The following is a 25,996-nucleotide window of genomic DNA, read 5'->3' as shown; positions in this document are numbered from 1 at the left end:
CAATAGCCCTTTTCTATGGTGCCCGCCGCTGGAGCAAACCCTCCTGGACCCACTGTTTCAGCCAGGTAACCGCTTGCAATGGCGCGCCCTCCTGGTAAGTGACTGCCAACTCGGCACACAGTTCGGAAAAACTCCAGCCACGGGTGACCATGCCAGTCAGCGCGCTGGCTTCAGCCGCTTCCAGGCTGCGGTACTGGCAAACATTCTGATGCCGCCAGACCAGGCAGACCTGCGCCAACGGCAGGGCCTCGCTGCCGGGAAAGTCCCATTCACCCTTGCTGGCGCGCCAGATGCCCAGACTGTTGAAGTCACACGTCACCTGCTGCACCGAAGGTGCGAGCTGCACGTGCAACCCGGGCCAGTCTTCAGGCGGCAGCGTTGCCATGTCTTGCAGGGTCAACGGCTCGCCTTGCGGTGCATCAAAGGCCAGGGTGAAGGCCCATTCCAGCCGCGCCAATTCGGCCAACGCCAAACCTTGCCCGGCGTAATGCTCGACGATAAACCCGGGTAAACGCTCGCCAAACCAACGCAGGCTGTAATGGGCCGAGGGGTAACGCCGGATATAGGCCGAACCCAGCTGCGCAAACTCCTCATCCCCCAGCCAATACCAGACGGCGCTGAAGTCATCGCGCAGCACTTCCTGCAACCGGGCGTGATAGGCGTTGTGGTAAATCGCCAGCCCCGTCTCGACATCCAGGGTCGGACCGCCAATCAAGGTGGCGCTGAAGCTGTTGCTGGCAGTGGACGTCTCGGCCAGCAAATGCTGCTCAAACGCCAATTGCCAATCGATCAGGCGCATAACGCTCTCCTGTCCAATGCGCTCGCGCCCAGTTCGCGGGCTTTGCTCAGCTCGTCGAGCAGTTCCTGGAACGGCGGGAAATGGTCATCGCGCTCCAGCAAGGTCGAGACCGGCCCAAGATGCTCCAGGGTCTGCTGATACAGCGCCCACACCGGATCGCATACCGGATGGTCGTGCGTGTCGATCACGTAGTCGCCGTAGTCCATGTGCCCGGCCAAGTGCAGTTGGCGGATGCTTTCGGGCGGCAGGTTGCGGATAAACGTCCAGGCATCGAAGCCGTGGTTGCGTGAGCTGACGTACACATTGTTCACGTCCAGCAACAGCTGGCAGCCGGTGAGATGGGTCAGGGCGTTGAGAAATTCCCACTCGGTAAACTCATCCGCCTTGGAGCGCACATAGCTGGAGACGTTTTCCAGCACGAAGGGACGCTGCAACACATCCTGCACTTGCCGCACGCGACCGGCGACGTGGTACAGGCTTTCTTCGGTGTAAGGCAGCGGCAGCAGATCATGCAACTGGTGCGCGTTGCCGCGGCTCCAGCACAAGTGGTCGGAAACCCACGACGGGTGGATGCGCTCGGAGAGCTGCTTGAGTTGCTTCAGGTAATCGATATCGAGGGCATGGGGCCCGCCGATGGACAGGGAAACACCATGCATCACCAGGGGATAACGCTCGGCTATTGCGTCCAGGTAGTACAAGGCCTTGCCGCCCTGCACCAGATAATTCTCGGAGATCACTTCGAACCAATCCACGGCCGGCGATTGTTCAAGGATCTGCTGGTAGTACTCGCTGCGTAAACCCAGGCCGTAACCCAGACTCGGAAGGGAAGCGGACATAAAAACACTCCTGGGGAAAGTGTCCGCAGCGGCGGGGGGCCCGCTGCGGTTGCACTCGGTTGTCGGTTACTCGCCGACTTTGCCGCCCTTCTGGTCGCACATCGCCTTGCTCATCGACAGGAAGCCCTGGCCTTTGCAAGAACCCATGCCTTTGCAGGCGTGGTCTTTGGTTTTGCAGTCATTCTGGCCTTTGCAAGCGTTGACGCCATAGCAATGGACCTGGGCGTCTGCTGCCTGTACCTGGGTGGCAACACCGGCAAACATGCCGGCAGCGGCGATAGCGAGGGCGGCACCAGCAGCAGCGGATTTGATGTTCATTGTGTATTCCTCATGATCGGTAGTGGAGCCGGTCTGAACGGATTGTTCAGTCTCGACATAGCACTAGAGTGAGGTCCCCCCATGGCGTTACAGCGCGACTGAAAAATTTATTCCTCGAGTTTCAATAGCGGCTCCTGGAACCGCAACAGACGCCCCGCATTGCCCAGCACCAGCAGCGTACTGAGGTTGTGCAGCACCGCCGCAATCATCGCTCCCGCCGCGCCCAACCAGCCGAATGCGGCGAACACCACGATCGCCAGCGTCCAGCCCAGGCCGATGATCACATTGACCTGCAGCGTGTGCCGGCACTGGCGACTCAAACGCACACAGGTACCCAGGCGCCGCAGGTCGCTGCCGATCAGCACCACGTCCGCCGACGCCAGGGCGATATCCGCCCCGCCCGCGCCCATCGCCACACCGACCACACCCGCCTTGAGCGCCAACGAATCGTTGATCCCGTCGCCCACCACCATCGGCCGGAAACCGCTGCCGATTTCCCCCAGCACGCGGTTGAGTTTGTCCTCCGGCAACGCCTGGGCTTCGACGTCGCTGATGCCCACTTCCAGCGCCAGGCTGTCGGCCACGCTTTGGCGGTCGCCCGTCAGCAACAGTTGGCGACCGAGGCCCAGTTCACGCAGCTCCTTCATGGCCTGGCGGGCTTCAGGTTTCACGCTGTCCGCCAGCAACAGCCAGGCAAGGAATTGCCCGTTCAACGCGAGCCCGGCAATCGGGCCGTCGTGATTGGGGACCGCCGTGGTCGCGATGCCCAATTGTTCAAACAATTCCGGCCGGCCGAGGGCGGCTTCGCCCTGCCCGGTCTGGGCGACCACACCGAGGCCCTGGCGCTCGCGAATATCTGACAGCACCAGCATTTGTTCCTGAGTCGCCAGCCCCGCCAATGCCCGGCTGACCGGGTGGCTGCTGGCAGAGCCGAGGCTGGCCGCCAGGTTGAGCAGCACTTGCCGATCCGGCTCGCGGGTGTCGATGGACTGCAAACGCAGGGTGCCAAACGTCAGGGTGCCGGTCTTGTCGACCACCAGTGACGTCAGGTCCGCCAACTCTTCGAGAAACGCCGAGCTGCGAATCAGAATGCCGTGACGTGCCGCCACCGCAATGCCCGCAATCGCCGTAGCTGGTGCCGACAACACCAATGCACACGGGCACGCCGCCACCAGTACAGCGAGCATCGCCTGAGCGTCATTGGTGACAAACCAGGTGACCGCCGCCAGCAACAGCACCAGCACCATGTAGCTGCCAGCGTAGCGCTCCAGCAATCGAGTGATCGGCGGCTTGGAACGTTCGGCGCTCTGCATCAGCGCGATGACTTTGCCCAGGGTCGACTCATTGCCGGTGCGGGTCACTTCCAGGCGCAGCAGGCCGTCGAGATTGATCGCGCCACCAAACACCTGCACGCCAACACTCGCTTCCAGCGGCACCGATTCGCCGGTGATCGGCGCGGTGTCCAGGCTGGCCTGTCCCGACAGCACCACACCATCGGCGGGCACCCGGTCACCGGCACGCACTTCGACGATATCGCCGGTCTTCAGGATGCCGTTGTCCACTTCCAGGATCGTCCCGTCCGCCTGCACCAACCGTGCGTGGCTACGGGTCAGCTTGCCCAGGGCATGAATCGCTTCCTGGGAACCGATGACACTGCGCTCTTCCAGCACATGGCCGAAGATCATGATGATCGGCAGCAGCGCGGCGGTCAGCAGGTCACCGGTAGCCCAGGCACCGAGCATGGCCAGTGCGATCAGTTGGTCGGTGATGCCATGCAGGCTCGGGTAACGCAGGCTGTACCAGGCCGAGCGCATCACGGGCACGGCCACCAGCAACGAGGCGACGCCCAGCAGCAATTGGCTCACGCCGGTCTGGTCCGGCGCCAGCCAGCGCCATACCAGGCCCAGGCTGAGCAAGCCCAAGGCGAGCATCGCCAGGGTCAGTTGCCGGGCGGCGCTGCGTTGTTCGGCCGATGAGAGCATCGGGGCGGCGTGGGCGGTCATTGTTCGGCTCCCTGAATGATCAGGCGGGAATCGTCTTTAGGGTCAACCGTGGTCACGGAGCCGGCCTGGCCGAGAATCTTCGGCAGGCGTTCGCGGTACAGGCGCAGCAGCAGGCCGGGGTCTTTGACCTGGGCCAGGCTGGCGACGGTGGCGGTTTGGGCCTGGGCGCTGGCCAGGCGCTCGCTGGCCTGGGCGTGGGCCACCTGCACGGCGCGGTCGGCGTCCTGGTTGGCGGTCTGGGTGAGTTTTTCGGCGTCGGTGCGCGCATTGGCCACGGTCTTGTCGGCTTGCTGGCTGGCGGTCAGCACCGCGTTGAAAGCGTTGACCGCAGGGCCCGGCAGGCTTGATTGCACGTCGACCCGGGTGACTTCGATGCCCAGGCCAAGGCCGGTAGACGTCAGATCAGCCAGGCGTTGATTAATGCCGCGTACCAGATCACCGCGCAGCCGTTCGCGGCGTTCCGCAGCCTGGTTGTCGGCGCCGATCAGTTCGGGGCGCGCCACCAGAATGGTGTCCAGGTCTCGCGCAGCGGTCAGCACCACGGCGCTGCGGGTGACCAGTCGATCCAAGGCCGGCAGCACGTGATCGCCCTGCAACACAAACGCATAGGGCTCGGTGACCTTGTAGAAGACCCGCACATCCAGTTGCACCACCCCGGCATCGCCGGTCAGCAGGTAACCGGAGCCGGCCAGGGCATCGCTCAGCGGCGTGGCAAAACTGGCCACGCGGTCGGCTTGGGTGGCCGCATCGGAACGCAGCAGGTTTTCCACCCGGCGCTCAATCACCCGGTCCGCTGCGGGCAACAGCACCACTTGCTCGAACGGACGCGGCCAGGCCAGCAGCAGCCCGGCATTCTGGATCCGGTCCAGCGCGCCGAAGTGCAACACCACGGCGCGGTTCTGCGGGTCGATCTGCCGCACGTTGGAAAATGCCCACGCCAGCGCAGCCAATACCGTCACCGCATACAGCGCCAGGAACGTCAGCCGTCCAGCCTGGATCCACGGGCTGTCGAGGCTTTCCCGCTCACTCATGGCTGAATATCCTTCGGCCCATCCACCAAAGCGCGGAACGGCGCAGCGTCGGTGCGCAGGATGATTTTGGTACCCGTTGTGACCACTGTGCCCAGGGTGTCGAGGGAGCGCAGCAGGTTGTACAACTGCGGATTGCCAGCGTAGGCACGGCCATAAATCTGCGCGGCTTCGACCCGGGATTGCGCTTCGATATCGGCGGCTTTCACCGTGGCGTCGGCCTGGACGATTCGCGCATCACGCTCGGCAGCCGAACGAATCTGCGCCGCCTCACGCTTGCCCACGGCGGTGCGTTCAGTGGCGATGGTCTCGCGCTCGGCACGCATGCGGTCGACAGTGGCGGCCAGGGTCACCGACGGCAAGGTCAGCCGTTCAACGCCGACCTGCACCACACGCACGCCATAGGTGGTGAGCAATTGTTGATCAATCTGCTGGCGCAACTGCGCTTCAAAATCAGCAATGCGCACCTGGCTGGCATCGGTGTTCACCAGGTTAGCCAGGTCGAAACTGGCAGCGGTGGTTTCCAACGCCGAGCCGACGAAGGTGCGAATCTGCCGCGCCGCTTCATCCGGCTGGTTCTGCACCGCGCGCATAAAGCGCTTCACATTGTCGGGGTCGCCCTGCACCTGCCAGGCCACGTAGGCCTGCACGATGATCCGCAGGCCATCCCGGGTGCCCACATCCTGCAAACCGCTGGAGGTGGTGCGCAGACGCAGGTCCACCGGAATCGCCGCTTCGAACGGCGCCGGCCAGCGCCAGCCCAGGCCCGGTTCCAGCAATACCCGCGACGGGTTGCCGAAGCGGGTAATCACCGTGGCTTCACCGGAACGCACCTGCACCAGGCTCGCCGCGGCAACGGCGAACAGCACCAGCAACACCGCCCAGCCCATACGCCGCCAAGGGAACGGGCCGGCTTCCTGTTCATCACCGTGATGGTGATGATGATGGCCGTGGTGGTGACCATGGCCTGCGTGATCGTGAGAATGAGCGCTCAACAGATGAACTCCTTATTGAACGGCTTTACGCGGCACTGCAGGGTCGGCCGGTAAGGTAAAGGAACGCAGATCAATGGTCGGTGCGCCTCTGGCGCCTAGGCGATGATCAAGAATGAGTAATTTGGCGTGGGACAGGCCCTGGCTCAGTTGGCTCAGGTACTGCTCCAGCACGAAGGCCTGGCCCGCTTGCTGATAGGCCTTTTGTTCGGCACTGAAGCGCAGATCCGCCGCCTGGGCGCCAGCACTGACTTCATGGGCCGTGGCCTGGGCCTGGTCGCGGGCGGTGCTGGCTTGCAGCAACGCCTGGTTGGTCTGCTCGCTGGCAGCGCCGCGCTCCCGGGAGATCAGCGCCTGGGCGCCAATCTGTGCGGCTTGCACCGCGTGGTAAGCGTTGGCCGCACCGGAAGGCGGGTGAATCGCTTCCACCACGGTGGCGAGGATTTCCACGCCGCTGTCGAGTGTCTTCAGGTCCGCTTGCACTGCCTTGCCAATTTCATCGGTGAGGCTGTTGCGTTCTTCACCCAGCAATTCATCGAGGGTTCGCGAGGCAAATTCGTGCACCAGGATGCGGCTGGCGGTGCTGCGGATCAGCGTAGGCACATCGGCACTGTTATAGGTGGCGGCGAGTGCGGCCTGGTCGGTCAAGCCGATGCGGTACACGAAGCGCACATCCATATTGACGATCTGGAAGCTCTGTTTGTCGCCGCTGCTGCTGGCGATGACCTGGGATTTGTCATTCACATGGCTCGCATCCCACAGGCGGTTGGCGATCAGCGGCGCCGGGCCCTCGGCCGGAGCGACGTCGGTGTTTGCCGCTTCGCCAACGCTGGTGGCCAGCTCATGGACCACGCCGTTCTCCACGTTCAGCACGCGGCCCAGCGGCCATGGCAAACCGGTATGCAGGCCAGGCCCGAAGACCTCCACCGGCTTGCCAAAGCGTTCATAAATCCCACGGCTTTGCAGGGCGACTTCATGCACGCCGGTCAGCAACCAACCTACGGCCAGCACCACCACCAGCACCGGCAGGAATGCCCGGCGCATGTAGGTAAAGGCCCAGATCTGTCGCAGGTCGATGCCGAAACGGTTGTGCAGTTCGTGCTGCAAGGCGAGCAACGGTTGCGGCGGCCAGCGCAGCATCCCGGCGATAAAACTTTGCGCCATCAGGCGCGGTTCAAGGCGCTCCTGGCGCGGGCTGAACAGCGACAGCAAGCCTCTTAGCAGAAACTCCAGCGCCACCAGAATCGGCAACAAGCCGATCAACACGGCCAGGCGCAACGGCCACACGGATTCTTCACCGGCAAACAGCAGACAAATCCCACTGACCACCAGGCAGATAATCGCCACCCGGCTCAATTGCGCGAGTTGCGCGGCTTCCGGCCATTGGGCGGTGCTTTCCTGGGCCATGCGCCGTTCAAACACCAGCAAGCCGAATGCCAGTGCCAAGGCAATGGCCGCGCCGACACTGGCAGCCTGGCCCACTGCAGCGGCGGGCAAGGTCAGGCTCCAGAATTCCAGGACGCTGAACAGCACCAGCAACGACCAGCCACACAGCCAGAACACCGGCGCGCCAATCTGCACCCGCAAGCCATTACCGACGCGACCGAACTGCCGGTTAAGCCAGCCAGGTTCTTCTTGTGGCAGCGGCTGCTCGATCAACCGCGCAGCCGGCTCCTCCAGCGCCATGGCCCGCCAATCCGCGACCCACCACGCCGATTGCAAACCGGCCACCAGCACCAGCAACGCCGAGGCGCAGTTGATCAGCACCACCGGCCAGATCGACAGTGGGGCGAACAGCGCCACAAACAGCGCCAGCATCCAGCCGCCGACCGCCAGCACCGTCAAGCCAATGCCGGCCTGCCTTAACCGGCGGGCATGAAACAACCCCTGCTGAAAACGCGGCAGCCCTTCGATGGCCACGTCATCAGCGTCTAGATCCACTCGCATCCCCAAACGCCCACCCAGAAACAATTAGTTACTCTATAACCCGAAGCGTGAAATTTTTGTTTGGTTTCACACAGATAGTGATGAAAGCCCCAGAAACACGAGCCATCACTGGTTTCAGCCGTGATAAATCGGCACACTCCCCACAGTTTTTCGCGGGCTTACGGACAAGGAAGCGTCACTCCCCATGATTTCGATCTATCAGCTTAAACCGCGTTTTCAGAACCTGCTGCGCCCGCTGGTGCAGCGCCTCTACGACAACGGCACCACCGCCAACCAGATCACCGTGCTGGCCGGGGTAGTTTCCCTGCTGGTGGGATTGCTGATTGCCGGCTTCGCCCAGCATCTGTGGCTGTTTGCGTTGATCCCGCTGTGGATGATCCTGCGCATGGCCCTCAACGCCATCGACGGCATGCTCGCCCGGGAATTCGGCCAGCAGTCGCGACTCGGCGCCTACCTCAATGAACTGTGTGACGTGATCGCCGACAGCGCGCTGATCCTGCCGTTTGCGCTGATCCCCGAGGTCAGCCTGGCGCCGGTGTTGCTGGTGACGCTGCTGGCGGTGTTCAGCGAATACGCCGGCGTGCTCGGGCCGATGGTCGGGGCCTCGCGGCGCTACGACGGCCCCATGGGCAAGAGCGATCGGGCATTTGTGCTCGGGGTGCTGGCCACCGGCGTGGCGCTGGGCTGGCTCGGTGCCGGTTGGGTCGATGCCGTGATGTGGCTGGTCGCGGCCTTGTTGGCCTATACCTTGGTCAACCGCGTGCGCCAAGGCCTCAAAGAACAACAAACCTCCCCTTCTGCATAAGGATTTTGCGATGCGTGAACAGCAAGAGCACACCTTCAGCACCCATGACGGGGTGGAGCTTTTCTACCGTCACTGGCCCGCCACGGCGCCTGCGGGCTTTGCACCCCGCAAGGCGATTTTGCTGTTCCATCGCGGCCACGAGCACTCCGGGCGTATCGCGCACCTGGTGGACGAACTGAACCTGCCGGAGTTCGACTTCTTCGCCTGGGACGCTCGCGGCCACGGCCAATCCCCCGGCGCGCGCGGCGACAGCCCGAGCTTCGCCACCAGTGCGCGGGACGTGCAGACCTTCGTTGACCATATCGGCGGCGCCTACAGCATTGAGGAAGAAAACCTCGCGGTGATCGCCCAGAGTGTCGGCGCAGTGATCGCAGCGACCTGGGTGCACGACTACGCGCCGAAGATCCGCTCGTTGGTGCTTGCCTCGCCCGCGTTCAAGGTCAAGCTCTACGTGCCCTTCGCCCGGCCGGGCCTGGCGCTGATGCGCAAGTTTCGCGGCAATTTTTTCGTCAACAGTTACGTCAAGGCCAAGTTCCTGAGCCATGACCCGGAGCGCGTGGCGTCCTACGACAGCGATCCGCTGATCACCAAAGCCATTTCCGTAAATGTGCTGCTGGGCCTGTACGAAGCCGCCGACCGGGTGGTAGCCGATGCCCAGGCAATCCAGGTGCCGACCCAACTGCTGATCTCCGGCTCGGACTTTGTGGTGCACCGCAAACCCCAGCAGCAGTTTTTCGACCGCCTGGGCAGCCTGAAAAAAGAACTGCACATCCTCCCCGGCTTTTTCCACGACACCCTCGGTGAACGTGACCGCGCCGTGGCCTTGAGCAGTGCCCGGCGCTTTATCCTGCAGAACTTCGAACACCCGCTGGACCGCGCCTCCTTGCTGGACGCCGACAAGATCGGCCTGACCTGCGCCGAATCCGAATCCCTGGCCGCGCCGTTGCCACGCAACTCCCTGCGCGACCTTTACTGGCGCATGACCCGCGCCAGCATGGGCCTGGGCAGCAAACTGTCGGATGGGGTGAAGCTTGGTTTCGACACCGGCTTCGACTCCGGCAGCACCCTGGACTACGTGTACCGCAACACACCCACCGGCAAAGGCGGGCTGGGGCGGATGATCGACACTAACTACCTCAACTCCATCGGCTGGCGCGGTATTCGCCAACGCAAGCTGAACGTGGAAGAGCTGCTGCGCCTGGCGATGGCCAAACTGCGGGACGAGCAGCGGGAAGTGCGCATCGTCGACATCGCCGCCGGGCATGGTCGGTACATTCTGGAAGCCTTACAGGGCGTTTCGCCGTTGCCGGAATCGATCCTGTTGCGGGACTACAGCGACATCAACGTGCGCGACGGTGGCGCGCTGATTCGTGAAAAAGGCCTGGGAGACATCGCACAGTTCGTCAAAGGCGATGCGTTTGACCGGGCGGACCTGGCAGCGCTGGAGCCCAAGCCGACGCTGGCGGTGGTGTCCGGGCTGTATGAACTGTTCGCGGATAACGCGATGGTCGGTGGCTCGCTCGCCGGTTTGGCCGAAGCCGTGGAGCCCGGTGGCTATCTGGTGTACACCGGCCAACCGTGGCACCCGCAACTGGAACTGATCGCCCGCGCCCTCACCAGCCACCGTCAGGGCCAGGCCTGGGTAATGCGCCGGCGCAGCCAGGCAGAAATGGATCAACTGGTGGAAGCCGCCGGTTTCCGCAAGATCACCCAGCGTGTGGATGAATGGGGGATTTTCAGCGTGTCCCTGGCACAGCGAGTCTGACCCATGCGTGAACCGGGCCTGTTAAAACCGGCGGTGCTGTGGCTGCTGCTGTTGGCACCGCTGTTTTTCAGCACCTACGGCTTTGCCACGTGGGTCACCAGCCAACGCAGCGACGTGGGCACCATGGTGTTCGGCTGGGAAACCCATATCCCGTTCTGGGCCTGGACCATCGTGCCCTACTGGTCGATCGACCTGCTCTACGGTTTTTCCCTGCTGCTGCCCAGCACCCGCCATGAGTTGAAGCAACACGCCTTGCGCCTGCTGACGGCGCAAGTGATCGCCGTCACCTGCTTCCTGATCTGGCCGTTACGCTTCACCTTCGAACGCCCGGAGCTGGATGGGGTGTTCGGCTGGCTGTTTGCGGTACTCGCCGGGTTCGACAAGCCGTTCAACCAGGCGCCATCGCTGCACATCGCCCTGCTGGTGGTGCTGTGGATAATGTACCAGCGGCATAGCCAGGGCCTTTGGCGCTGGGTGGTGCATGGCTGGTTTGCGTTGATCGGCATTTCGGTACTGACCACTTATCAACATCACTTTATCGACTTACCCACAGGCGCCCTCGCCGGCTGGCTGTGCGTGTGGCTGTGGCCGCTGGAACATCCGAGCCCGCTGCTGAATGCCCACCTGACTCGGGACCGGCAGCGTTGGCGGCTGGGGTTGCGCTATGGCTTCGGGGCTTTGGTGTGTCTGATCCTCGCGTTTTCCCTCGGCGGCGGCTGGTTGTGGCTGCTTTGGCCGGCAGTTTCCCTCGGGTTGGTGAAGGCGAATTATCTGGTGCTGGGCGTTTCAGGCTTTCAGAAACGCGCCGACGGGCGACTCACTCCGGCGGCACGCTGGTTGTTGGCGCCATACCTGGTAGCTGCCTGGATCAATTCCCGCCTGTGGACACGTAAACATCCACAGCCCGATCAGGTTGTGGATAACGTTTGGCTCGGGCGAATTCCCACCGGCGGCGAGCTGGAGTCATTCAAGGCGGTGGTCGATCTCTGCGCCGAGTTACCGATCAATCCACAGGGCCGCGCCTATTACAGCCTGCCGGTGCTCGACCTCACGGCGCCCACCGCCGCGCAATGTCTGGAAGCCGCCCAAGCCATTGAACGACTGCGCTCAGCCGGGCCATTGCTGGTGTGCTGTGCCCTTGGTTACTCGCGAAGTGCCACGGCTGTGGCTGCATGGCTGGTACACAGCGGGCGCGCAGGCAATGTTGACGACGCGGTAGCTATTATTCGTACAGCACGCCCGCATGTGGTCCTGCATCCCGCTCACCGTGAAGCCTTGGAGGGTTTAGCCCATGCCCGCTGATATGGAATTACAGGTCGTCGCCAGCCTGCTACGTCGCGGCCGTTCCCTGGATCAGTTATCCACAGGCCTGACCTTGCTCGGCGTACTGTTCGGCCTGGCGCAACTGCTGATGGCCAGCATCACGCCGATCTGCCTGATCCTCAGCCTGTGGATGATTGTGCTCGGGCTGCTGCAAAAATACTGGGCGCTGCGGGTGGCCTTCGACGCTGACCTGTTCGCCCTGCTCGCCCGTGATACCGAGCGCACGGCCGATTTTGACCAGGCGATGCAAACCCTCGGCCTGCAATCCGCCAAACGCGCGGGTCGGCCGTGGAACGAACGCCGTAGCGGCGCCCTGAAACTGTTGCGCAAGCAAGCCTACCTGCTGGCGGCGCAAGTGCTGCTGACCGTGGCCGTCATCCTGGCCAGCCCTTGGCTGCCCTTCGCCGGATAAGGAAACCTCATGTTCGAACCCGTGGTCGCCACCCTGATTACCTCCATGGCCCGCACCGTCACCGGCGCCCGCAGCCTGTGGCTTGGCTGCGCGCCCGTGCCGGTGCAGCGCATCTATTACGCCAACCACAGCAGCCACGGCGATTTCGTGCTGCTGTGGGCCTCGTTGCCACAGAACCTGCGTAAATTCACGCGCCCGGTGGCCGGCAGCGACTACTGGAATCAAAGCGCCCTGCGCCGTTACATCATCAACCGGGTGTTCAACGGCGTGCTGATTGATCGCGAGCGCAAGGACCCTGTGGATAACCCCCTGCAACCGATGCTCCAGGCCCTGGAGAACGGCGACTCGCTGATTATTTTCCCCGAGGGCACTCGCAACCTGGAAGACGGCTTGCTGCCGTTCAAAAGCGGGCTGTATCACTTGGCCAAGAGTTATCCACAAGCCGAGTTGATCCCGGTGTGGATCGCCAACCTCAACCGGGTCATGCCCAAGGGCCGCGTGCTGCCGCTGCCCTTGCTGTGTACCACCAGCTTCGGCGCACCGCTGCAACTGGAGGACGGCGAAGACAAGGCGTTGTTCCTCGCCCGCACCCGCGACGCCTTGCTCGCCCTCGCCCCGGAGCATTCCTGACATGGATAGCCAAACCCTGATGTTGTTCGGCGGGATCGGCGCGATCCTGGTACTCGCCTCGCTGATCGGCCTGATCCTCAAACTCCGTACCCGTGGCACGCCCAATGCGGTGATCGACAACCTCAACGCCCGCATCAATGCGTGGTGGGTGATGGTGGTGGTGATCGGCGTGGCCTTCTGGCTCGGCACCGGCGCGGTGATCTTGCTGTTCTACGCCGTGTCGTTCTATGCGCTGCGGGAATTCCTCACGCTCACACCCACCCGGCGCAGCGATTACCCGGCGCTGGTGGCGGCCTTCTACCTGGCGCTGCCGCTGCAATACCTGCTGATCTACTTCGACTGGTACGGGCTGTTCTCGATCTTCATCCCGGTGTACGTGTTCCTGCTGCTGCCGATCCTCGCGTCACTGGGCGGCGACAGCACGCACTTCCTGGAACGGGCGTCGAAGGTGCAATGGGGGCTGATGATCGCGGTGTTCTGCGTGTCCTTCGTGCCGGCGCTGCTGACCCTGGATATCGTCGGCTACGAAGGCCGCAACCTGCTGCTGATCGCCTACCTGGTGATCGTGGTGCAGCTGTCGGACGTCTTGCAGTACGTGTGCGGCAAGCTGTTCGGCAAACACAAGATCGCGCCCAACCTGTCGCCATCGAAAACCGTAGAAGGGTTTGTTGGCGGGATTTTGCTGTCGTCGCTGATTGGCGCGGCGCTGTGGTGGACCACGCCGTTCAACCCCTGGCAGTCGTTCCTGATTGCGCTGTTGATCAACCTGCTGGGGTTTGCGGGCGGGATTGTGATGTCGGCGATCAAGCGCGACCGGGGCGTGAAGGATTGGGGGCACATGATCGAGGGCCACGGCGGGATGCTGGACCGTCTGGATTCCGTGTGTTTTGCCGCGCCGATTTTCTTTCATCTCGTACGCTACTGGTGGACCTGACACACACACCAAAGACAACACAGATCAAATGTGGGAGCGGGCTTGCTCGCGAAGGCGGAGTGTCAGCCACTGAATGTGTATCTGATACTCCGCCTTCGCGAGCAAGCCCGCTCCCACACTTTTTCGCAGTGTTTTCAAGGTTGCGACAAAGTCTGAAATGCCATGCTTGAGCGCCCCTTCCCTTTCTGATCGTTCCCACGCTCTAGCCGGGAAGATGCCCCAACGGCAACGCACCCGGGGTCTTCACCGTCTGAATCGCGAAGTTGCTGCGGATATCGCTCACTCCCGGCAACTTCAACAAGCTCCCGGTCAGGAACCGCTCATACCCGCGCAAGTCCGGCACCACCACTTGCAACAGAAAGTCGGATTCCCCCGACACCAGAAACGCCGAAATCACCTGAGGCAACGCCGTCACCGCCAACCGAAACGCCTCGGCCTGTTCGTCGTTATGCCGCTCCACTTTGACCCCGACAAACACCGTCAGCCCCAACCCGACTTCATCCCGATCGAGGCTTGCCTGGTAACCACGAATCACGCCCGCCTCTTCCAACAACCGCACCCGACGCAAACAGGGCGAGGCCGACAAACCAATCTCGTCCGCCAGTTGCACGTTGCTCAAGCGGCCATCCCGTTGCAGCGCCTCAAGAATCTTGCGGTCAAACGCATCCAGTTTCAGGTTTGGCATAAGTGAAGTGTTTCGCCCGGTAAAAGTGGCAGGTTATGCCAAGACTAGACGCCTTTCCGGTCGACTACGCAAGCACCTGCCCCGGCCTTCACCTCTAAAATTGCCCTACGAATCACCTACCGCAAGGGGCAGGCACATGGCAGAACTCTGGTTGTTTTTAGTCGCGCTGGCGGTGGTGTACCTGCTGCCCGGCCCGGACATGATCCTGCTGCTGCAAACCGGCGCCCGCCAGGGCAAGGCGATGGCGCTGGCAACCGCAGCCGGTTTGGGGCTCGCACGGGCCTGCCATGTGGCGCTGGCGGGGATGGGCCTGGCGACGTTGTTCAAGGTCGCACCCTGGACTTTCGATGTGGTGCGCCTGGGCGGTGCGGCGTATCTGCTGTGGATCGGCGTGCAGTGCTTGCGCTCCAACCTGCTGCCCAACCTGAATACTCAAAACGGCCCGGCACCGGCCCATGCCTGGCGCGAAGCCTTTCAACGCGGCCTGCTGACCAACCTGCTCAACCCCAAGGCGTTGCTGTTCTGCTCCGTATTGCTGCCGCAGTTCATTGATCCACACGGCGCTTCGGTGACGGCGCAGTTCGCAACGTTGGGCGCAATTCTGGTGGCCGTCGGCCTGGCATTCGACAGTGGCTATGGATTGGCCGGCGCCAGAATCGGCCGCTGGCTGCAACGCAGCCCGTCCGCCCAACGCCTGCAACAGTGGCTGTTTGGCAGTCTTTTGATCGGTTTTGCGATACGCCTCACCTTCGTGCAGCAAGCCTGAGCAAAACGAGGTCTTTTACCGTCATCTTTTGTATTAAAGAGACGTGTAAGATACGCGACACATTGCCAGGGATGCTCACCATGTTTGATTCGTTAAAAGCGACCAGCCGCCGTTTTTTCGGGGCCTTGATCTCAGTGGTGAGTGTTGTGTTCCGCGCCGTGCGATGGCTGGCGCGCAGCCTGTTCGGCCAGTGGCAACCGCCGCGTTGGATGCAAGCGTCCGGCAACGGCCTGGTCAATGTCGGCCATAAGGCCCGGGCGTATCCGCGTCAGGCCGCAGGCGGTGTACTGGCCCTGGCGTTGCTGGTGGCCGCAGGCGTCTATGGCTGGCATTGGTATTCCCACCTGCCGCAGCCCCACACCGTGGGCTATTCGCTGCACAAGCCCAACCTGACGGATTACACCCAGCCGCAGCCGGTTGTGGATAACTTGCAGGTGCGCTTCGCGGAATCCGTGGCTCCGCTGGCGGCAATCGGCAAACCGGTCACCGAAGGCATCACGCTCAAGCCGAGCATCGCGGGTACCTGGCGCTGGTCGGACGACCGCAGCCTGGTGTTCACCCCGGAAAAAGACTGGCCCGTCGACGCCCACTACACCATCGACCTGGCCAAGAAAAACCTGCTGGCCGACGGTGTACTGCTCAGCCAATACACCAGCCAATTCTCCACCCAGCCGTTCCGCGCCACCTTGACGCAAAACGAGCTGTACCAAGACCCGAGCAACCCGACGCAGAAACAGCTGGTCGCGACCTTCCACTTTTCCCACCCGGTAGATGAAGACAGCGTACGCAAGCGTGCCTCGGTCACCCTCGGCAAAGGCCTGGCCTACCGCGACGCGCAACTGCCCAACCGTCCGGAAGTGACCTTCGACGAGCACAAGCTCAACGCTTTTGTACGCTCCGCCGCCCTGGCCACTCCGCTGGAAAGCACTCCGGTCAGCGCCAAGCTCGATGAAGGCCTCAAGGCCCGTGACGGCGGCAACGCCAGCACTGCACCGTTGGTGGCCGAAGTCACCGTGCCCGGCCGCTATCGCCTGACCTTTACCGGCGCCGAAGTCAGCTTTGTCGACAACGAGCGCGGCGAGCCCGAGCCGGTGCTGATGTTCAGCAGTTCCAGCGCCGTGGCCGACGAGACCATCGCCAACAAGGTCCAGGCCTGGATGCTGCCGGAAAAAGCCGAGGACGATACCCGCCCCTGGAACCTGCAAGACATCGACGACAAGCTGCTGGCCAGCAGCACCAAGGTCAAGCTGACCCACGTACCGAGCGTCGAACCGCTGAACACCCTGCACGCCTTCAAGTTCAAGGCCCCGCCGGGCCGCGCCCTGTATGTGCGGGTACCGGCCAACCTGGAAGCCATCGGCGGCTACCTGGCGAAAAATCCGACAGCCTCCCTCGTGAGCATGCCGGCTTATCCGCGCACGCTGCAGTTCCTGTCCGACGGCGCCCTGCTCAGCCTCACCGGCGAAAAACGCCTGGGCTTCATGGCCCGTGGCGTACCTGGCGCCCATGTGGAAATCGCCCGCCTGCTGCCCAACCAGTTGCAACACCTGGTGGACCAGAGCAGCGGCAGCTTTGCCCGACCGAATTTTGCCAATGACTACTTCGACCGGATGGTGGAACGTCAGAGCCTGGACATTCCGCTGTCGGCTGGCGACCCGTCAAAAACCGTCTACGACAACGTCGACCTGAGCAGCTACCTGACAGCCAACGGCGGCCGCCGAGGCATTTTCGTGCTCAAGCTGAGCCCGCAGGACGACCCGGCTGATCGCACCTTCGACTACTCGCGCAACACCACCAGCGACCTGCGTTTCATCGTGGTTACCGACTTGGGCATCATCGCCAAACGCTCCAGCGATGGCAGCCACGACGTGTACGTACAGTCCATCGGCAACGGCTCGCCGGTGTCCGACGCCCAGGTCGATATCATCGGCCGCAACGGTTTGCCGGTCGCCAGCGGCCATACCGACGCCGAAGGTCACGCGCACTTCGCCAAGCTGGATGAACTGCGCCGTGAGAAAACGCCATTGATGTACGTGGTCAGTCGTGGCAATGACCAATCGTTCCTGCCAATTGCCCGTCAGTCCCAGCAGCTGGATTTGTCGCGCTTTGATGTAGGCGGCCTGGAAGAAGACGGTGCGATCAATCGTCTCAGCGCCTACCTGTTTACCGACCGCGGCCTGTACCGGCCTGGTGAGACCGCGCACCTGGGCATGATCGTGCGCAGCGGCGACTGGAAAGGCGCCCTGCAAGGCCTGCCGGTTGAGCTGCAGATCACCGACCCACGTGGCCTCGAGGTGATTCGCCAGCCATTGAAACTGTCGGCCAGCGGTTTTGAAACCTTCGATTTCCCCAGCAGCGAAGTGGCGCCTTCCGGCGATTACACCGCGACCCTGCAACTGATCGGTGAGAAGCAGCGACGCACTGACCTGGGCAGCGTCAGCTTCAAGGTTCGCGATTTTGAACCGGACCGGATGAAAGTCAGCCTGAGCCTGCACGACACCCCGGTGCTGGGCTGGATCCCGCCAGACCAGGTGGTGGCCAAGGTCACCGCGATGCACTTGTTCGGCGCTCCGGCGGCGGGCCGTCGCGTCACGGCAAAAATGTCCCTGAGCCCAACGCTCGCGGCGTTTGATCGCTACCCGGATTACCGCTTCCGCCTGAATGACTCGCTGGAAGAAGCCAGCTCCGAAGACCTGGCCGAAACCACCGTCGACGACAACGGCCAAGCGGTGCTGGACCTGAACCTGCAACGCTTCGCCAACAGCACCTACCGCCTGCAAGTGATGACCCAGGTGTACGAAGCCGAAGGCGGTCGCAACGTCGCCGCACAAAGCGCGTTGCTGGTGTCGGCAGCACCGTACCTGGTGGGTGTGAAGAGCAAGGATTCGCTGTCTTTCGTCGCCAAAGACGCCCCGCGTGAAGTGCAATGGCTGGCCGTGGCGCCAGACCTCACGCCAGTCGCCGTGGACGGCCTGACCAGTGAAGTGGTCGAACACCGCTACGTCTCGGTGCTGGTGAAGCAATCCAACGGCACCTACAAATACGAGTCGCGCATCAAGAACATCAGCCAGCCGGCCTCGCCGCTGGTGATGACCAAGGACGGCGCCAAGCAAACCCTGAACACCGGCACCCCGGGCGATTTCACCCTGCAACTCAAGGATGCCAACGGCAACCTGCTGAACCAGATCGACTACAGCGTCGCCGGTCGGGGCAATACCTCACGTTCCCTGGAACGCAATGCCGAGCTGCAACTGCGCCTGGATAAACGCAGCTACGCCACCGGTGATGAGATCGCCATCAGCATTCGTGCGCCGTACACCGGGGCCGGGTTGATCACCATCGAGCGGGACAAGGTCTACACCCAGCAGTGGTTCAAGGCCGACAGCACCAACAGCGTGCAACATATCCGCGTTCCTGCGGGGCTTGAAGGCAACGCCTACGTCAACGTGCAGTTCGTGCGGGACATCGGCTCGTCCGAGGTCTACATGAGCCCGCTGTCCTACGGCGTGGTGCCGTTCAGCATCAACCTGGATGCGCGGCGCATGGCGCTGAAAGTCGAAGGCCCGGCGAAGATCGAGCCGGGGCAGACCCTGGATATCAAGGTCAACGCCGACCGCCCTGGCCGCGCAGTGGTCTACGCGGTGGACGAAGGCATCCTGCAAGTGGCGCGCTACCAGACGCCGGACCCGCTGGGCTTCTTCTTCCAGAAGCGTGCGCTGGAGGTCGGTACCAGTCAGATTCTTGACCTGATCCTGCCGGAATTCAGCCGCCTGCTCAGTGGGGCAGCGCCGGGTGGTGATACCGAAGGCGCCCTGGCCAACCACCTCAACCCGTTCAAGCGTAAACATCAGCCGCCAGTGGCCTGGTGGTCGGGCTTGGTGGACTTGCCGGCCGGTGAAACCGTTCTGCACTACCAGGTTCCGGACAGCTTCAACGGCAAACTGCACCTGTTTGCCGTCGCGGTGGACAGCGACAGCGTGGGCGTCAGCGAGGCCAATACCGAAGTGCGCGGGCCACTGGTAATCACGCCGAACGTGCCGGCTTTTGTCGCGCCGGGTGATGTGTTCAGCGTCAGCGCCGGGGTGTTCAGCAACCTCGACGCCGCGGCGGACGTGAAGTTTGAAGTGCAGACCAGCAATGGCCTGCAGGTGCAAGGCGACAAGGGCAGCACCCTGGCGCTGCAACCGCGCAAGGAAGGCGTCGCCGAGTTCAAGATCAAGGTGGGTGAAAACCTCGGCTCGGCCGACTTGCGCTTCGTCGCGGTGCTGCCGGATGGCAAGCGGATCCAGGTGGCGGAAACCACGTCGATCCGGCCATTGAGCGAACATCGGGTGGCCCTGAGCCTGGGCCGTTTCGACAGCGCCAGCAAAGAGCTGAAACCGACCCGCGACCTGTTCGGCCAGTTGCGCGATGTGCAGTTGGGCGTCGCCGCTTCGCCGCTGGTCTGGGCCAACGGCCTCAAGCATTACCTGGATGACTACGGCTACGCCTGCACCGAGCAATTGGTGTCCAAGGCCATGCCGGCGTTGATCTGGGGCGGTAACGCGCCGGAGGCCGAGCAGGCCTTCAACGGCGCGGTGCGCATGCTGCGTCAGCGGCAGAACCAGGCCGGTGGTTTCGGCCTGTGGGCGGCCAACCCGGACGTGGCGCCGTACGCCAGCCTGTACGCCACCGACTTCCTGATCGAAGCCAGGGAGCGCGGGCTGCCGGTACCGGAAGACCTGTTGCAACGTTCCAACGCGTACCTCACCGACCTGGCCAACGGCCCGAGCGAAGGTCTGTCGGAACTGCGCAACCGCGCCTATGCCAGTTACCTCCTGAGCCGTCAGGGGATTCTGGTGAGCGGCGCCTTGAGCGATATCCGCGAACGCTACGAGAGCTACTTCAAGGACACCTGGCAGAACGACATTGGCGCCGCGTACCTGGCTGCCAGCTACAAGTTGCTCAAGCAGGATCGTCAGGCCGACACGCTGTTCCGCAAGGTGCCGTGGCTTTCCCTGTCGGATAAATGGAACAGCGACGGCCTGTATTACGACCCGCTGGTGCACGACGCAGAGCACCTGCATTTGCTCGCCCGTCACTTCCCGGAAATGCTCGACGATGTGCCGGCAAGCCTGCTGGATAAACTCGGCAAGCGCCTCAACGAGCAACGCTACAACTCGCTGTCGGCGGCACTGTTGCTGCGGGCCCTGGACAACTATGGCCAGCGCGCGCAAAGCGACATGACCCTCAAGGCCACCGCATGGCTCAGCGACAAGCAGCAACAGTTGTTGCAGATGGCCGGCCAGCCGCCACGTGCGGCGGTGCCTGCCGGTACGCAAAAACTGCAGATGGAAAAATCCGACGGCCCGGCGGCGTTCTACATGCTGAGCGAAGCCGGCTATGACAAGGGCGCCAACCTCAAGCCGATCAACAGCGGCCTGGAAATCATCCACGAATACCTCGACCTCAAAGGCAACCCAGTCAGCAAGGTCGCGGTAGGCGATGAGTTCCTGGTGCGCCTGCGCTTGCGGGCCACCGACCGTGATCAGGTGCAACAAGTGGCCGTGGTCGACCTGCTGCCGGGCGGCGTCGAGCCTGTGTATAACTTGCCGCCAGAGCCGGAAGCGGCCAGCAGCGAGGAAAGCGAAGGCGACGATTCGGAGTACGTTGAAACCAGCGAAGACACCGAGGAAGCCGACGCCTGGCAGGCGCCGATTGGCGAGACCGACTTGAGCAACTGGCAACCGGACTATGTCGATGTGCGTGATGACCGAGTGGTGTTGTACGGCACCGCGCTGCGGGACGTAGGCACCTTCGTGTACCGCGTGCGCGCCACCAACGCCGGTACCTTCAATACGCCACCGGCCTACGCCGAGGGCATGTACGAAACCACCTTGCAAGGACGCGGCAAAGTAGGCCAGCTTGAAATTACCAAGCCTTAAAAGCCTGACGCCGCTGCTGGCAGCGGCGTTGGTTCTGGCGGGGCTACGGTTGTGGCCCCACGCGCCGCTGGAACAGGCAGCCACCTCCTCACGGGTGGTGCTGGCCGATGACGGTTCGCTGCTGCGCATGACCCTGGCGGCTGACGGGCAATATCGCCTGTGGCTACCCCTGGAACGGATTTCTCCGTCATTGGTGGAGGCGTTGCTGCTCAAGGAAGACCGCAATTTCTACTGGCACCCGGGGATCAATCCCCCGGCGTTGCTGCGGGCGGCCATGGCCACCTATAGCGGCGGCCAGCGCCAGGGCGGCTCGACCTTGAGCATGCAGTTGGCCAGGCGCCTGTGGGATCTCAATACCCGCCAGGTACCCGGCAAGCTGCAGCAAATGGCCTTGGCGTTGTGGCTGGAGGCGCGTTACAGCAAGCACGACATCCTCGAGGCCTATCTCAACCTGGCCCCCATGGGCGGCAATATCGAAGGTGCCGAAGCGGCCAGCCGGATCTATTTCGGCAAGTCAGCGGCGCAATTGTCCTTGTCTGAAGCCCTCGCGCTAGCTGTGATACCCCAGCAACCCGGCCGCCGCGCGCGCTTCGGGCCATCGCTGCAAACCGCTCGGCAACGGCTGATGTCGGACTGGCGGGAAACTTATCCACAAGACCCGCGTAACGACAGCTTGCTGGACCTGCCGCTGGAAGCCCGCAACCGCCAGCAGATCCCGTTTCTGGCACCGCACTTGAGCGAACAATTGCTGGCCTTGCAAACCGGCAACGAGTTGAACAGCACCCTCAACCTGCCGCTGCAACAATTGCTGGAACGGCTGATCACCGGTTTTATCGCCGAGCGCCGCAGCAGCGGTGTGGAAAACGCCACGGCTATCCTGATCGACAGCCGCGACCAGAGCGTAAAAGCCCTGGTGGGCTCGGCGGACTACTTATCCACAAGCATCCACGGCCAGGTCAACGGTGTGCTGTCGCGGCGCTCGCCCGGCTCTACGCTCAAGCCATTCCTGTATGGGCTGGCGCTGGACCAAGGGGTGATCCACCCCATGAGCATCCTCAAAGACATGCCGAGTAACTTCGGCTACTTCCAGCCGGAAAATTTCGACGGCAGTTTTGTCGGGCCGGTGACAGCCCGTGATGCGCTTATCCGCAGCCGCAATATTCCGGCGGTGTGGCTGGCCAGCCAAACCCGCTCGCCGTCACTCTACGGATTGCTGCAACGCGCCGGGATCAAGGGCCTGCGCGGCGAAAGCCATTACGGTTTGGCCCTGGCCCTGGGCGGCGGCGAGATGACGCCCGAGGAGCTGGCGCGGCTGTATGTGATGCTGGCCGGAGACGGGCATTTGCGGCCACTGCGCTATTTGCAGGAGCAACCGCAAACCACTGGCGCCCAGCTACTCACACCGCAGGCCGCGTTTATGGTGCGCGACATGCTGCGGCGCAACCCGCGCCCGGACGGCCTACCGGGACGCCATTGGCGCACGGCCTGGAAGACCGGCACCTCATGGGGTTTTCACGACGCGTGGAGCGCCGGCCTCGTAGGCCCTTACGTGCTGGTGGTGTGGGTCGGCAATTTCGACGGCCGTCCGAATCCAGAGTTTATTGGCGCGAAAACCGCCGCCCCCCTGTTCTTCCGTATCGCCGACGCCCTGCCCCTGGCCTTGCCGAATGTGGTGATCAAACACGACAAGCCGCCCGCCGGGCTGATCCGCATCGACGTCTGCACGGCCTCCGGCGACTTGCCCAACCGCTGGTGCCCGCGTACCCGCAAGACCTGGTACATCCCCGGCGTGTCACCGATTCGCGTGTCCAACCTGCACCGCCCGGTGCTGATCGACACCCGTACCGGCAAGGCCGCGTGCCCGCCATTCGACCCGCAGTACACCCGTGAAGAAGTCTTCGAATTCTGGCCCAGCGATGTGCAGCGGCTGTTCCGCGCTGCTGGCCTGCCCCGGCGCACGCCGCCCAATGTGCAGAAAAGTTGCCAACCCAATCGCATCGGCGACCAGAGCGAGGCGCCGCAGATTCGCTCGCCGCTGACCCAGGTCAGCTATCACCTGCGCCTGTCACAGCCTCAGGAAAGCATTCCGCTGAACGCCAACGCGGCCAGTGATGCACTGACGCTGTATTGGTTTGCCGATCAGACCCTGATCGGCCAGGGCCCGCCGCAAACCACGCTGAACTGGCGGCCGGGTAAGTCGGGGGACTATCGGTTGCGGGTCACTGATGATCAAGGCCGCAGCGCCAGCCGGGGACTGAAGGTGGAGTTTGTGCCCTGATCAGGGATCTTCGTCGCCTGAACCGGCGGTGCCGGCATCTTTTGCGAAATGCTTGTACGCGACCCCTAGCTTGCGTTGCTCAAAGATCGAAAACACCAGGGTGCCCAGCAGAATCATCATCCACACCAGGAACACCTTCATGGTGTCCACCTGAGCCACCACCAGCAGCAACGTCACCACGCCGCCAATCACCATGCCCAGGCCCATCCAGGCGCCCAGCACACGGCCTACCGCCAGGCGCATGCCCTTGGGCAGCAACAGCCGTAGCGCGAGCAACACCACGAACATTGTCAGCAAGAAGCCAAACGCGGCCATGAAAGGAATCACGAAGCCATTGTCACGGTACAACCAAGCCAGAAAACGATAGGCCGGGTTCAGATCTGCCATTTGCTGGTAGGTGGCAGGGCCCGGCAGATGCAGTTGGGCAAAATGCTCCGGGGTCATGGCCATGATGCCGACACCGATCAGGCCCACCACCACCGCGTAGAAACCACCGGCGCGCCACAACGGCGCCAGCACACGGCGATTCTCCACCTCCTTGGTCTCGGCCAGGCCGAACACCGCATCACGTTGCCGGCCCTGGGCAATCACCGTCTTGCCCTCACGTTCGCAGGCGTCGCCAATCAGCATCACCTGCATATCCTGGGTGAGGAGCAGTTCGCCCTGGCGGCGGGAGCTGCTGATCCACTCATGGTCGTCAGGGCGCTTCTTGCCGAACAGGTCGATGCCTTCGGCAATCACCGTCACTTCGCCGGTGGCGTCCTGCAGGCGGAAGTCGTTGCAGCGAGCCTCGGCTGAGACCTGGCTCCAGCTCCAGTCGCCGTCCTTGTCTTTGGTGCCTTCCTCGATGATCCACACATAACCCGCACAAGGCTTGCCGTTGACCGGTGAGATCAACGGCGTGTCGACGATCACCTTACCGTTCACTTCCACCAGGCCCATGGCCAAGGAGCGTATCTGGCTGGTGGCCAGGCGTTGTTCGGTGCGATAGAAGTTGGGGCCGAAGCTGGCCAGCAAACCGATCAAGATGCAGACAGGGAAAAACAGCGCCACCAGGATCGTCGGGGCGTAAACCATCAGGCCGATGAAGCCGGCGAGAAAGACCAGCGCCACTAGGGTTTTCCACGCCGGCTTTTTCGCGACAACGCCCGCCTGAGTGGTTTTCATGCTCCCGGCACCTCAAGCTTCACGCCCTCGTAGCGGGTTTCTTCGGCACTGATGGCCAGCAGCGGAATGCGCTGGTAGCCGAGCATTTTTGCGAAGAACAGATCAGGGAAAATCGCGATGGCGATGTTGTAGAGGTTGACCGACTCATTGAAGAACTCGCGGCGGTCGGCGATGCGCTCCTCCACCGCCGAGATCGCCTGCTGCAACTCGACCATGTTGGGGCCGGAGATCAGCGTCGGATAATTCTCGGCCACCGCAATCACCGACTTGAGCGCCGTATTGAGCAGGTTGGAGGCATCGACCTTATCGGTGAGGCTGCTGGCGTTGAGGTACGCGGTGCGGGCGTCGCTGAGGCGGGTGAACAGCGCGTTCTCATGGTTCATGGCGGCTTGCACCACGCGCATCAGGTCGGGAATCTGGTCCGCCCGTTGCTTGAGCAACACGTCGATGTTGGCAAAGGCTTTATCCACATCGTTGCGGCGCATCACCAGGCCGTTGTAGACCCCCACCAGCCAGCCGACCAGGCCGACCACAATAATCAGCACGACGATACCGGCGATCAGCAGTTCGATGTTCATGGGGCGGCATTCCCTGGCTAGTTATCCACAGCGCATTCTAGGGGTAAAGCGGGGGAATACCTCGGAATTAGTCCACAGAAACGGTAAGAGCTACCTGCAGCAACCGTCAGACCCGTTCACTTCCCATCAAAGCCTACATTCGTTGCAGCACGTAACTGTTCTCGAAGCCATGCACACTGCCCAGCACGTTGAAACCTTGAAAGAACCCTGTTGCTCTCAGCAGGTCGACAGTCGGGCCCACCTCTGGCGAGTGCTGAAAATCGCGGTAGTCGTCTAATACGATAAAGCCGCCCGAGACGACGCTTGGCGAATACAGCAAGAAGTCCAGCACTACGTTGCGACGGGTGTGGCCACCATCGATATGCAACAGCGCAACGTTGGGCGCGAGGTTGTAGAAACGTTCAGCACTCAGTTCCGAAAAGCCACGAATCACCTGCGCATTAGGCAACATCAGGTCCTTGTAGTAACTGAACTCTTCGAACTGGTTTGGCAATTCGAACGGGTCAATACCAATGATACGACGCTCGTGGTTGCATACCTCGTTCATCAGCATCAACGATTTGCCCTTCCACACGCCAATTTCCACCACATCACCCGGCAGCTCGGCAATCAGAAACGTAAGGTAGCCCAATAGACGTACCTGATCATGGAACGACAACTCGCGACGCTCCATTGCGAACTCAGCCGGCAAGCTGTCTTGCGCCTGCTCGAAATGCTGGCCGATAAACTCCCAGATCTGCGTGATGTTGTCGGTCAATTCCGGGTCGCTGGTAAATTCGTTGAGCGCTTGAATAGTGATCATGGTT

The 25,996-nt window shown here is 62.6% G+C and carries 20 protein-coding genes; 9 read left to right on the top strand and 11 right to left on the bottom strand.

Annotation, left to right across the window (positions count from 1 at the left end; translation table 11 throughout):
* Positions 1-13 precede the first annotated feature (13 nt).
* The 7 genes from ACUN0G_RS13355 to hflK (ACUN0G_RS13325) form a co-directional block, all read right to left on the bottom strand.
* A complete protein-coding gene (locus tag ACUN0G_RS13355) occupies positions 14-799 on the bottom strand; it encodes an HvfC/BufC family peptide modification chaperone (protein ID WP_445573634.1) in 786 nt (261 codons plus the stop codon).
* Positions 790-1,635: an MNIO family bufferin maturase gene (bufB, locus tag ACUN0G_RS13350; protein WP_445573633.1), complete on the bottom strand. Its 846-nt coding sequence runs from the start codon at positions 1,633-1,635 to the stop codon at positions 790-792. The genes ACUN0G_RS13355 and bufB overlap by 10 nt, the downstream gene beginning before the upstream one ends.
* A 66-nt stretch (positions 1,636-1,701) precedes the next feature.
* Entirely contained in the window at positions 1,702-1,953 is a 252-nt protein-coding gene (gene bufA2 / locus ACUN0G_RS13345) for a BufA2 family periplasmic bufferin-type metallophore (RefSeq protein WP_003213503.1), read from the bottom strand.
* Between the two features lie 107 nt (positions 1,954-2,060).
* Entirely contained in the window at positions 2,061-3,956 is a 1,896-nt protein-coding gene (locus tag ACUN0G_RS13340) for a cation-translocating P-type ATPase (RefSeq protein ID WP_178912043.1), read from the bottom strand.
* Complete coding sequence (gene hflK, locus ACUN0G_RS13335; RefSeq protein WP_445573632.1) at positions 3,953-4,987, bottom strand: protease modulator HflK; 1,035 nt, start codon at positions 4,985-4,987, stop codon at positions 3,953-3,955. The genes ACUN0G_RS13340 and hflK (ACUN0G_RS13335) overlap by 4 nt, the downstream gene beginning before the upstream one ends.
* Positions 4,984-5,982, bottom strand: coding sequence for a protease modulator HflC (hflC, locus tag ACUN0G_RS13330; RefSeq protein WP_445575555.1), 999 nt, complete (start codon positions 5,980-5,982; stop codon positions 4,984-4,986). Before hflC ends, hflK (ACUN0G_RS13335) begins: the two co-directional genes overlap by 4 nt.
* Before the next feature lie 9 nt (positions 5,983-5,991).
* Entirely contained in the window at positions 5,992-7,923 is a 1,932-nt protein-coding gene (gene hflK, locus ACUN0G_RS13325) for a protease modulator HflK (RefSeq protein WP_445573631.1), read from the bottom strand.
* 184 nt (positions 7,924-8,107) lie between these two features.
* Between hflK (ACUN0G_RS13325) and ACUN0G_RS13320 the strand changes: the two genes are divergently transcribed.
* The 6 genes from ACUN0G_RS13320 to ACUN0G_RS13295 are packed head-to-tail and all read left to right on the top strand — an operon-like array spanning position 8,108 to position 13,792.
* Positions 8,108-8,728, top strand: coding sequence for a CDP-alcohol phosphatidyltransferase family protein (locus ACUN0G_RS13320; protein ID WP_421523222.1), 621 nt, complete (start codon positions 8,108-8,110; stop codon positions 8,726-8,728).
* A 10-nt stretch (positions 8,729-8,738) separates the two neighbouring features.
* Complete coding sequence (locus ACUN0G_RS13315; RefSeq protein ID WP_445573630.1) at positions 8,739-10,493, top strand: bifunctional alpha/beta hydrolase/class I SAM-dependent methyltransferase; 1,755 nt, start codon at positions 8,739-8,741, stop codon at positions 10,491-10,493.
* Positions 10,494-10,496: 3 nt separating this feature from the next.
* Entirely contained in the window at positions 10,497-11,795 is a 1,299-nt protein-coding gene (locus ACUN0G_RS13310) for a phosphatase PAP2/dual specificity phosphatase family protein (RefSeq protein ID WP_445573629.1), read from the top strand.
* Complete coding sequence (locus ACUN0G_RS13305; protein ID WP_445573628.1) at positions 11,785-12,228, top strand: hypothetical protein; 444 nt, start codon at positions 11,785-11,787, stop codon at positions 12,226-12,228. The genes ACUN0G_RS13310 and ACUN0G_RS13305 overlap by 11 nt, the downstream gene beginning before the upstream one ends.
* A 9-nt stretch (positions 12,229-12,237) precedes the next feature.
* Positions 12,238-12,858 (top strand): lysophospholipid acyltransferase family protein, encoded by a 621-nt coding sequence (locus ACUN0G_RS13300; RefSeq protein ID WP_076013249.1) that lies wholly within the window; start codon positions 12,238-12,240, stop codon positions 12,856-12,858.
* A 1-nt stretch (position 12,859) separates the two neighbouring features.
* Positions 12,860-13,792, top strand: a complete 933-nt coding sequence (locus ACUN0G_RS13295) for a phosphatidate cytidylyltransferase (protein WP_063033761.1) — start codon at positions 12,860-12,862, stop codon at positions 13,790-13,792.
* A 202-nt stretch (positions 13,793-13,994) separates the two neighbouring features.
* Here ACUN0G_RS13295 and ACUN0G_RS13290 read toward each other — a convergent pair whose 3' ends face one another.
* Complete coding sequence (locus ACUN0G_RS13290) at positions 13,995-14,468, bottom strand: Lrp/AsnC family transcriptional regulator (protein ID WP_026078018.1); 474 nt, start codon at positions 14,466-14,468, stop codon at positions 13,995-13,997.
* Between the two features lie 145 nt (positions 14,469-14,613).
* Here ACUN0G_RS13290 and ACUN0G_RS13285 point away from each other — a divergent pair, with 145 nt between their 5' ends.
* The 3 genes from ACUN0G_RS13285 (at position 14,614) to pbpC (ending at position 23,445) form a co-directional block, all read left to right on the top strand.
* Positions 14,614-15,243: a LysE family translocator gene (locus tag ACUN0G_RS13285; protein ID WP_258348682.1), complete on the top strand. Its 630-nt coding sequence runs from the start codon at positions 14,614-14,616 to the stop codon at positions 15,241-15,243.
* 80 nt (positions 15,244-15,323) lie between these two features.
* Complete coding sequence (locus ACUN0G_RS13280; protein WP_445573627.1) at positions 15,324-21,167, top strand: alpha-2-macroglobulin; 5,844 nt, start codon at positions 15,324-15,326, stop codon at positions 21,165-21,167.
* Entirely contained in the window at positions 21,148-23,445 is a 2,298-nt protein-coding gene (gene pbpC / locus ACUN0G_RS13275; protein WP_445573626.1) for a penicillin-binding protein 1C, read from the top strand. Before ACUN0G_RS13280 ends, pbpC begins: the two co-directional genes overlap by 20 nt.
* Here the strand turns inward: pbpC and ACUN0G_RS13270 are convergent, their stop codons facing one another.
* The 3 genes from ACUN0G_RS13270 to ACUN0G_RS13260 all read right to left on the bottom strand — a co-directional run bounded on the left by ACUN0G_RS13270 (position 23,446) and on the right by ACUN0G_RS13260 (position 25,992).
* Complete coding sequence (locus tag ACUN0G_RS13270; RefSeq protein ID WP_445573625.1) at positions 23,446-24,612, bottom strand: hypothetical protein; 1,167 nt, start codon at positions 24,610-24,612, stop codon at positions 23,446-23,448.
* The gene (locus tag ACUN0G_RS13265) at positions 24,609-25,190 is read right to left on the bottom strand and encodes a LemA family protein (RefSeq protein ID WP_445573624.1); all 582 of its coding nucleotides are present in this window, start codon (positions 25,188-25,190) and stop codon (positions 24,609-24,611) included. The genes ACUN0G_RS13270 and ACUN0G_RS13265 overlap by 4 nt, the downstream gene beginning before the upstream one ends.
* A 133-nt stretch (positions 25,191-25,323) precedes the next feature.
* Positions 25,324-25,992, bottom strand: a complete 669-nt coding sequence (locus tag ACUN0G_RS13260; protein ID WP_445573623.1) for a class I SAM-dependent methyltransferase — start codon at positions 25,990-25,992, stop codon at positions 25,324-25,326.
* Positions 25,993-25,996 lie beyond the last annotated feature (4 nt).

The sequence above is a fragment of the Pseudomonas sp. 32A genome, from assembly GCF_052682255.1.
Note: the sequence above shows the minus strand (reverse complement) of the source record. Positions and strands in the feature narration are given on the sequence as shown.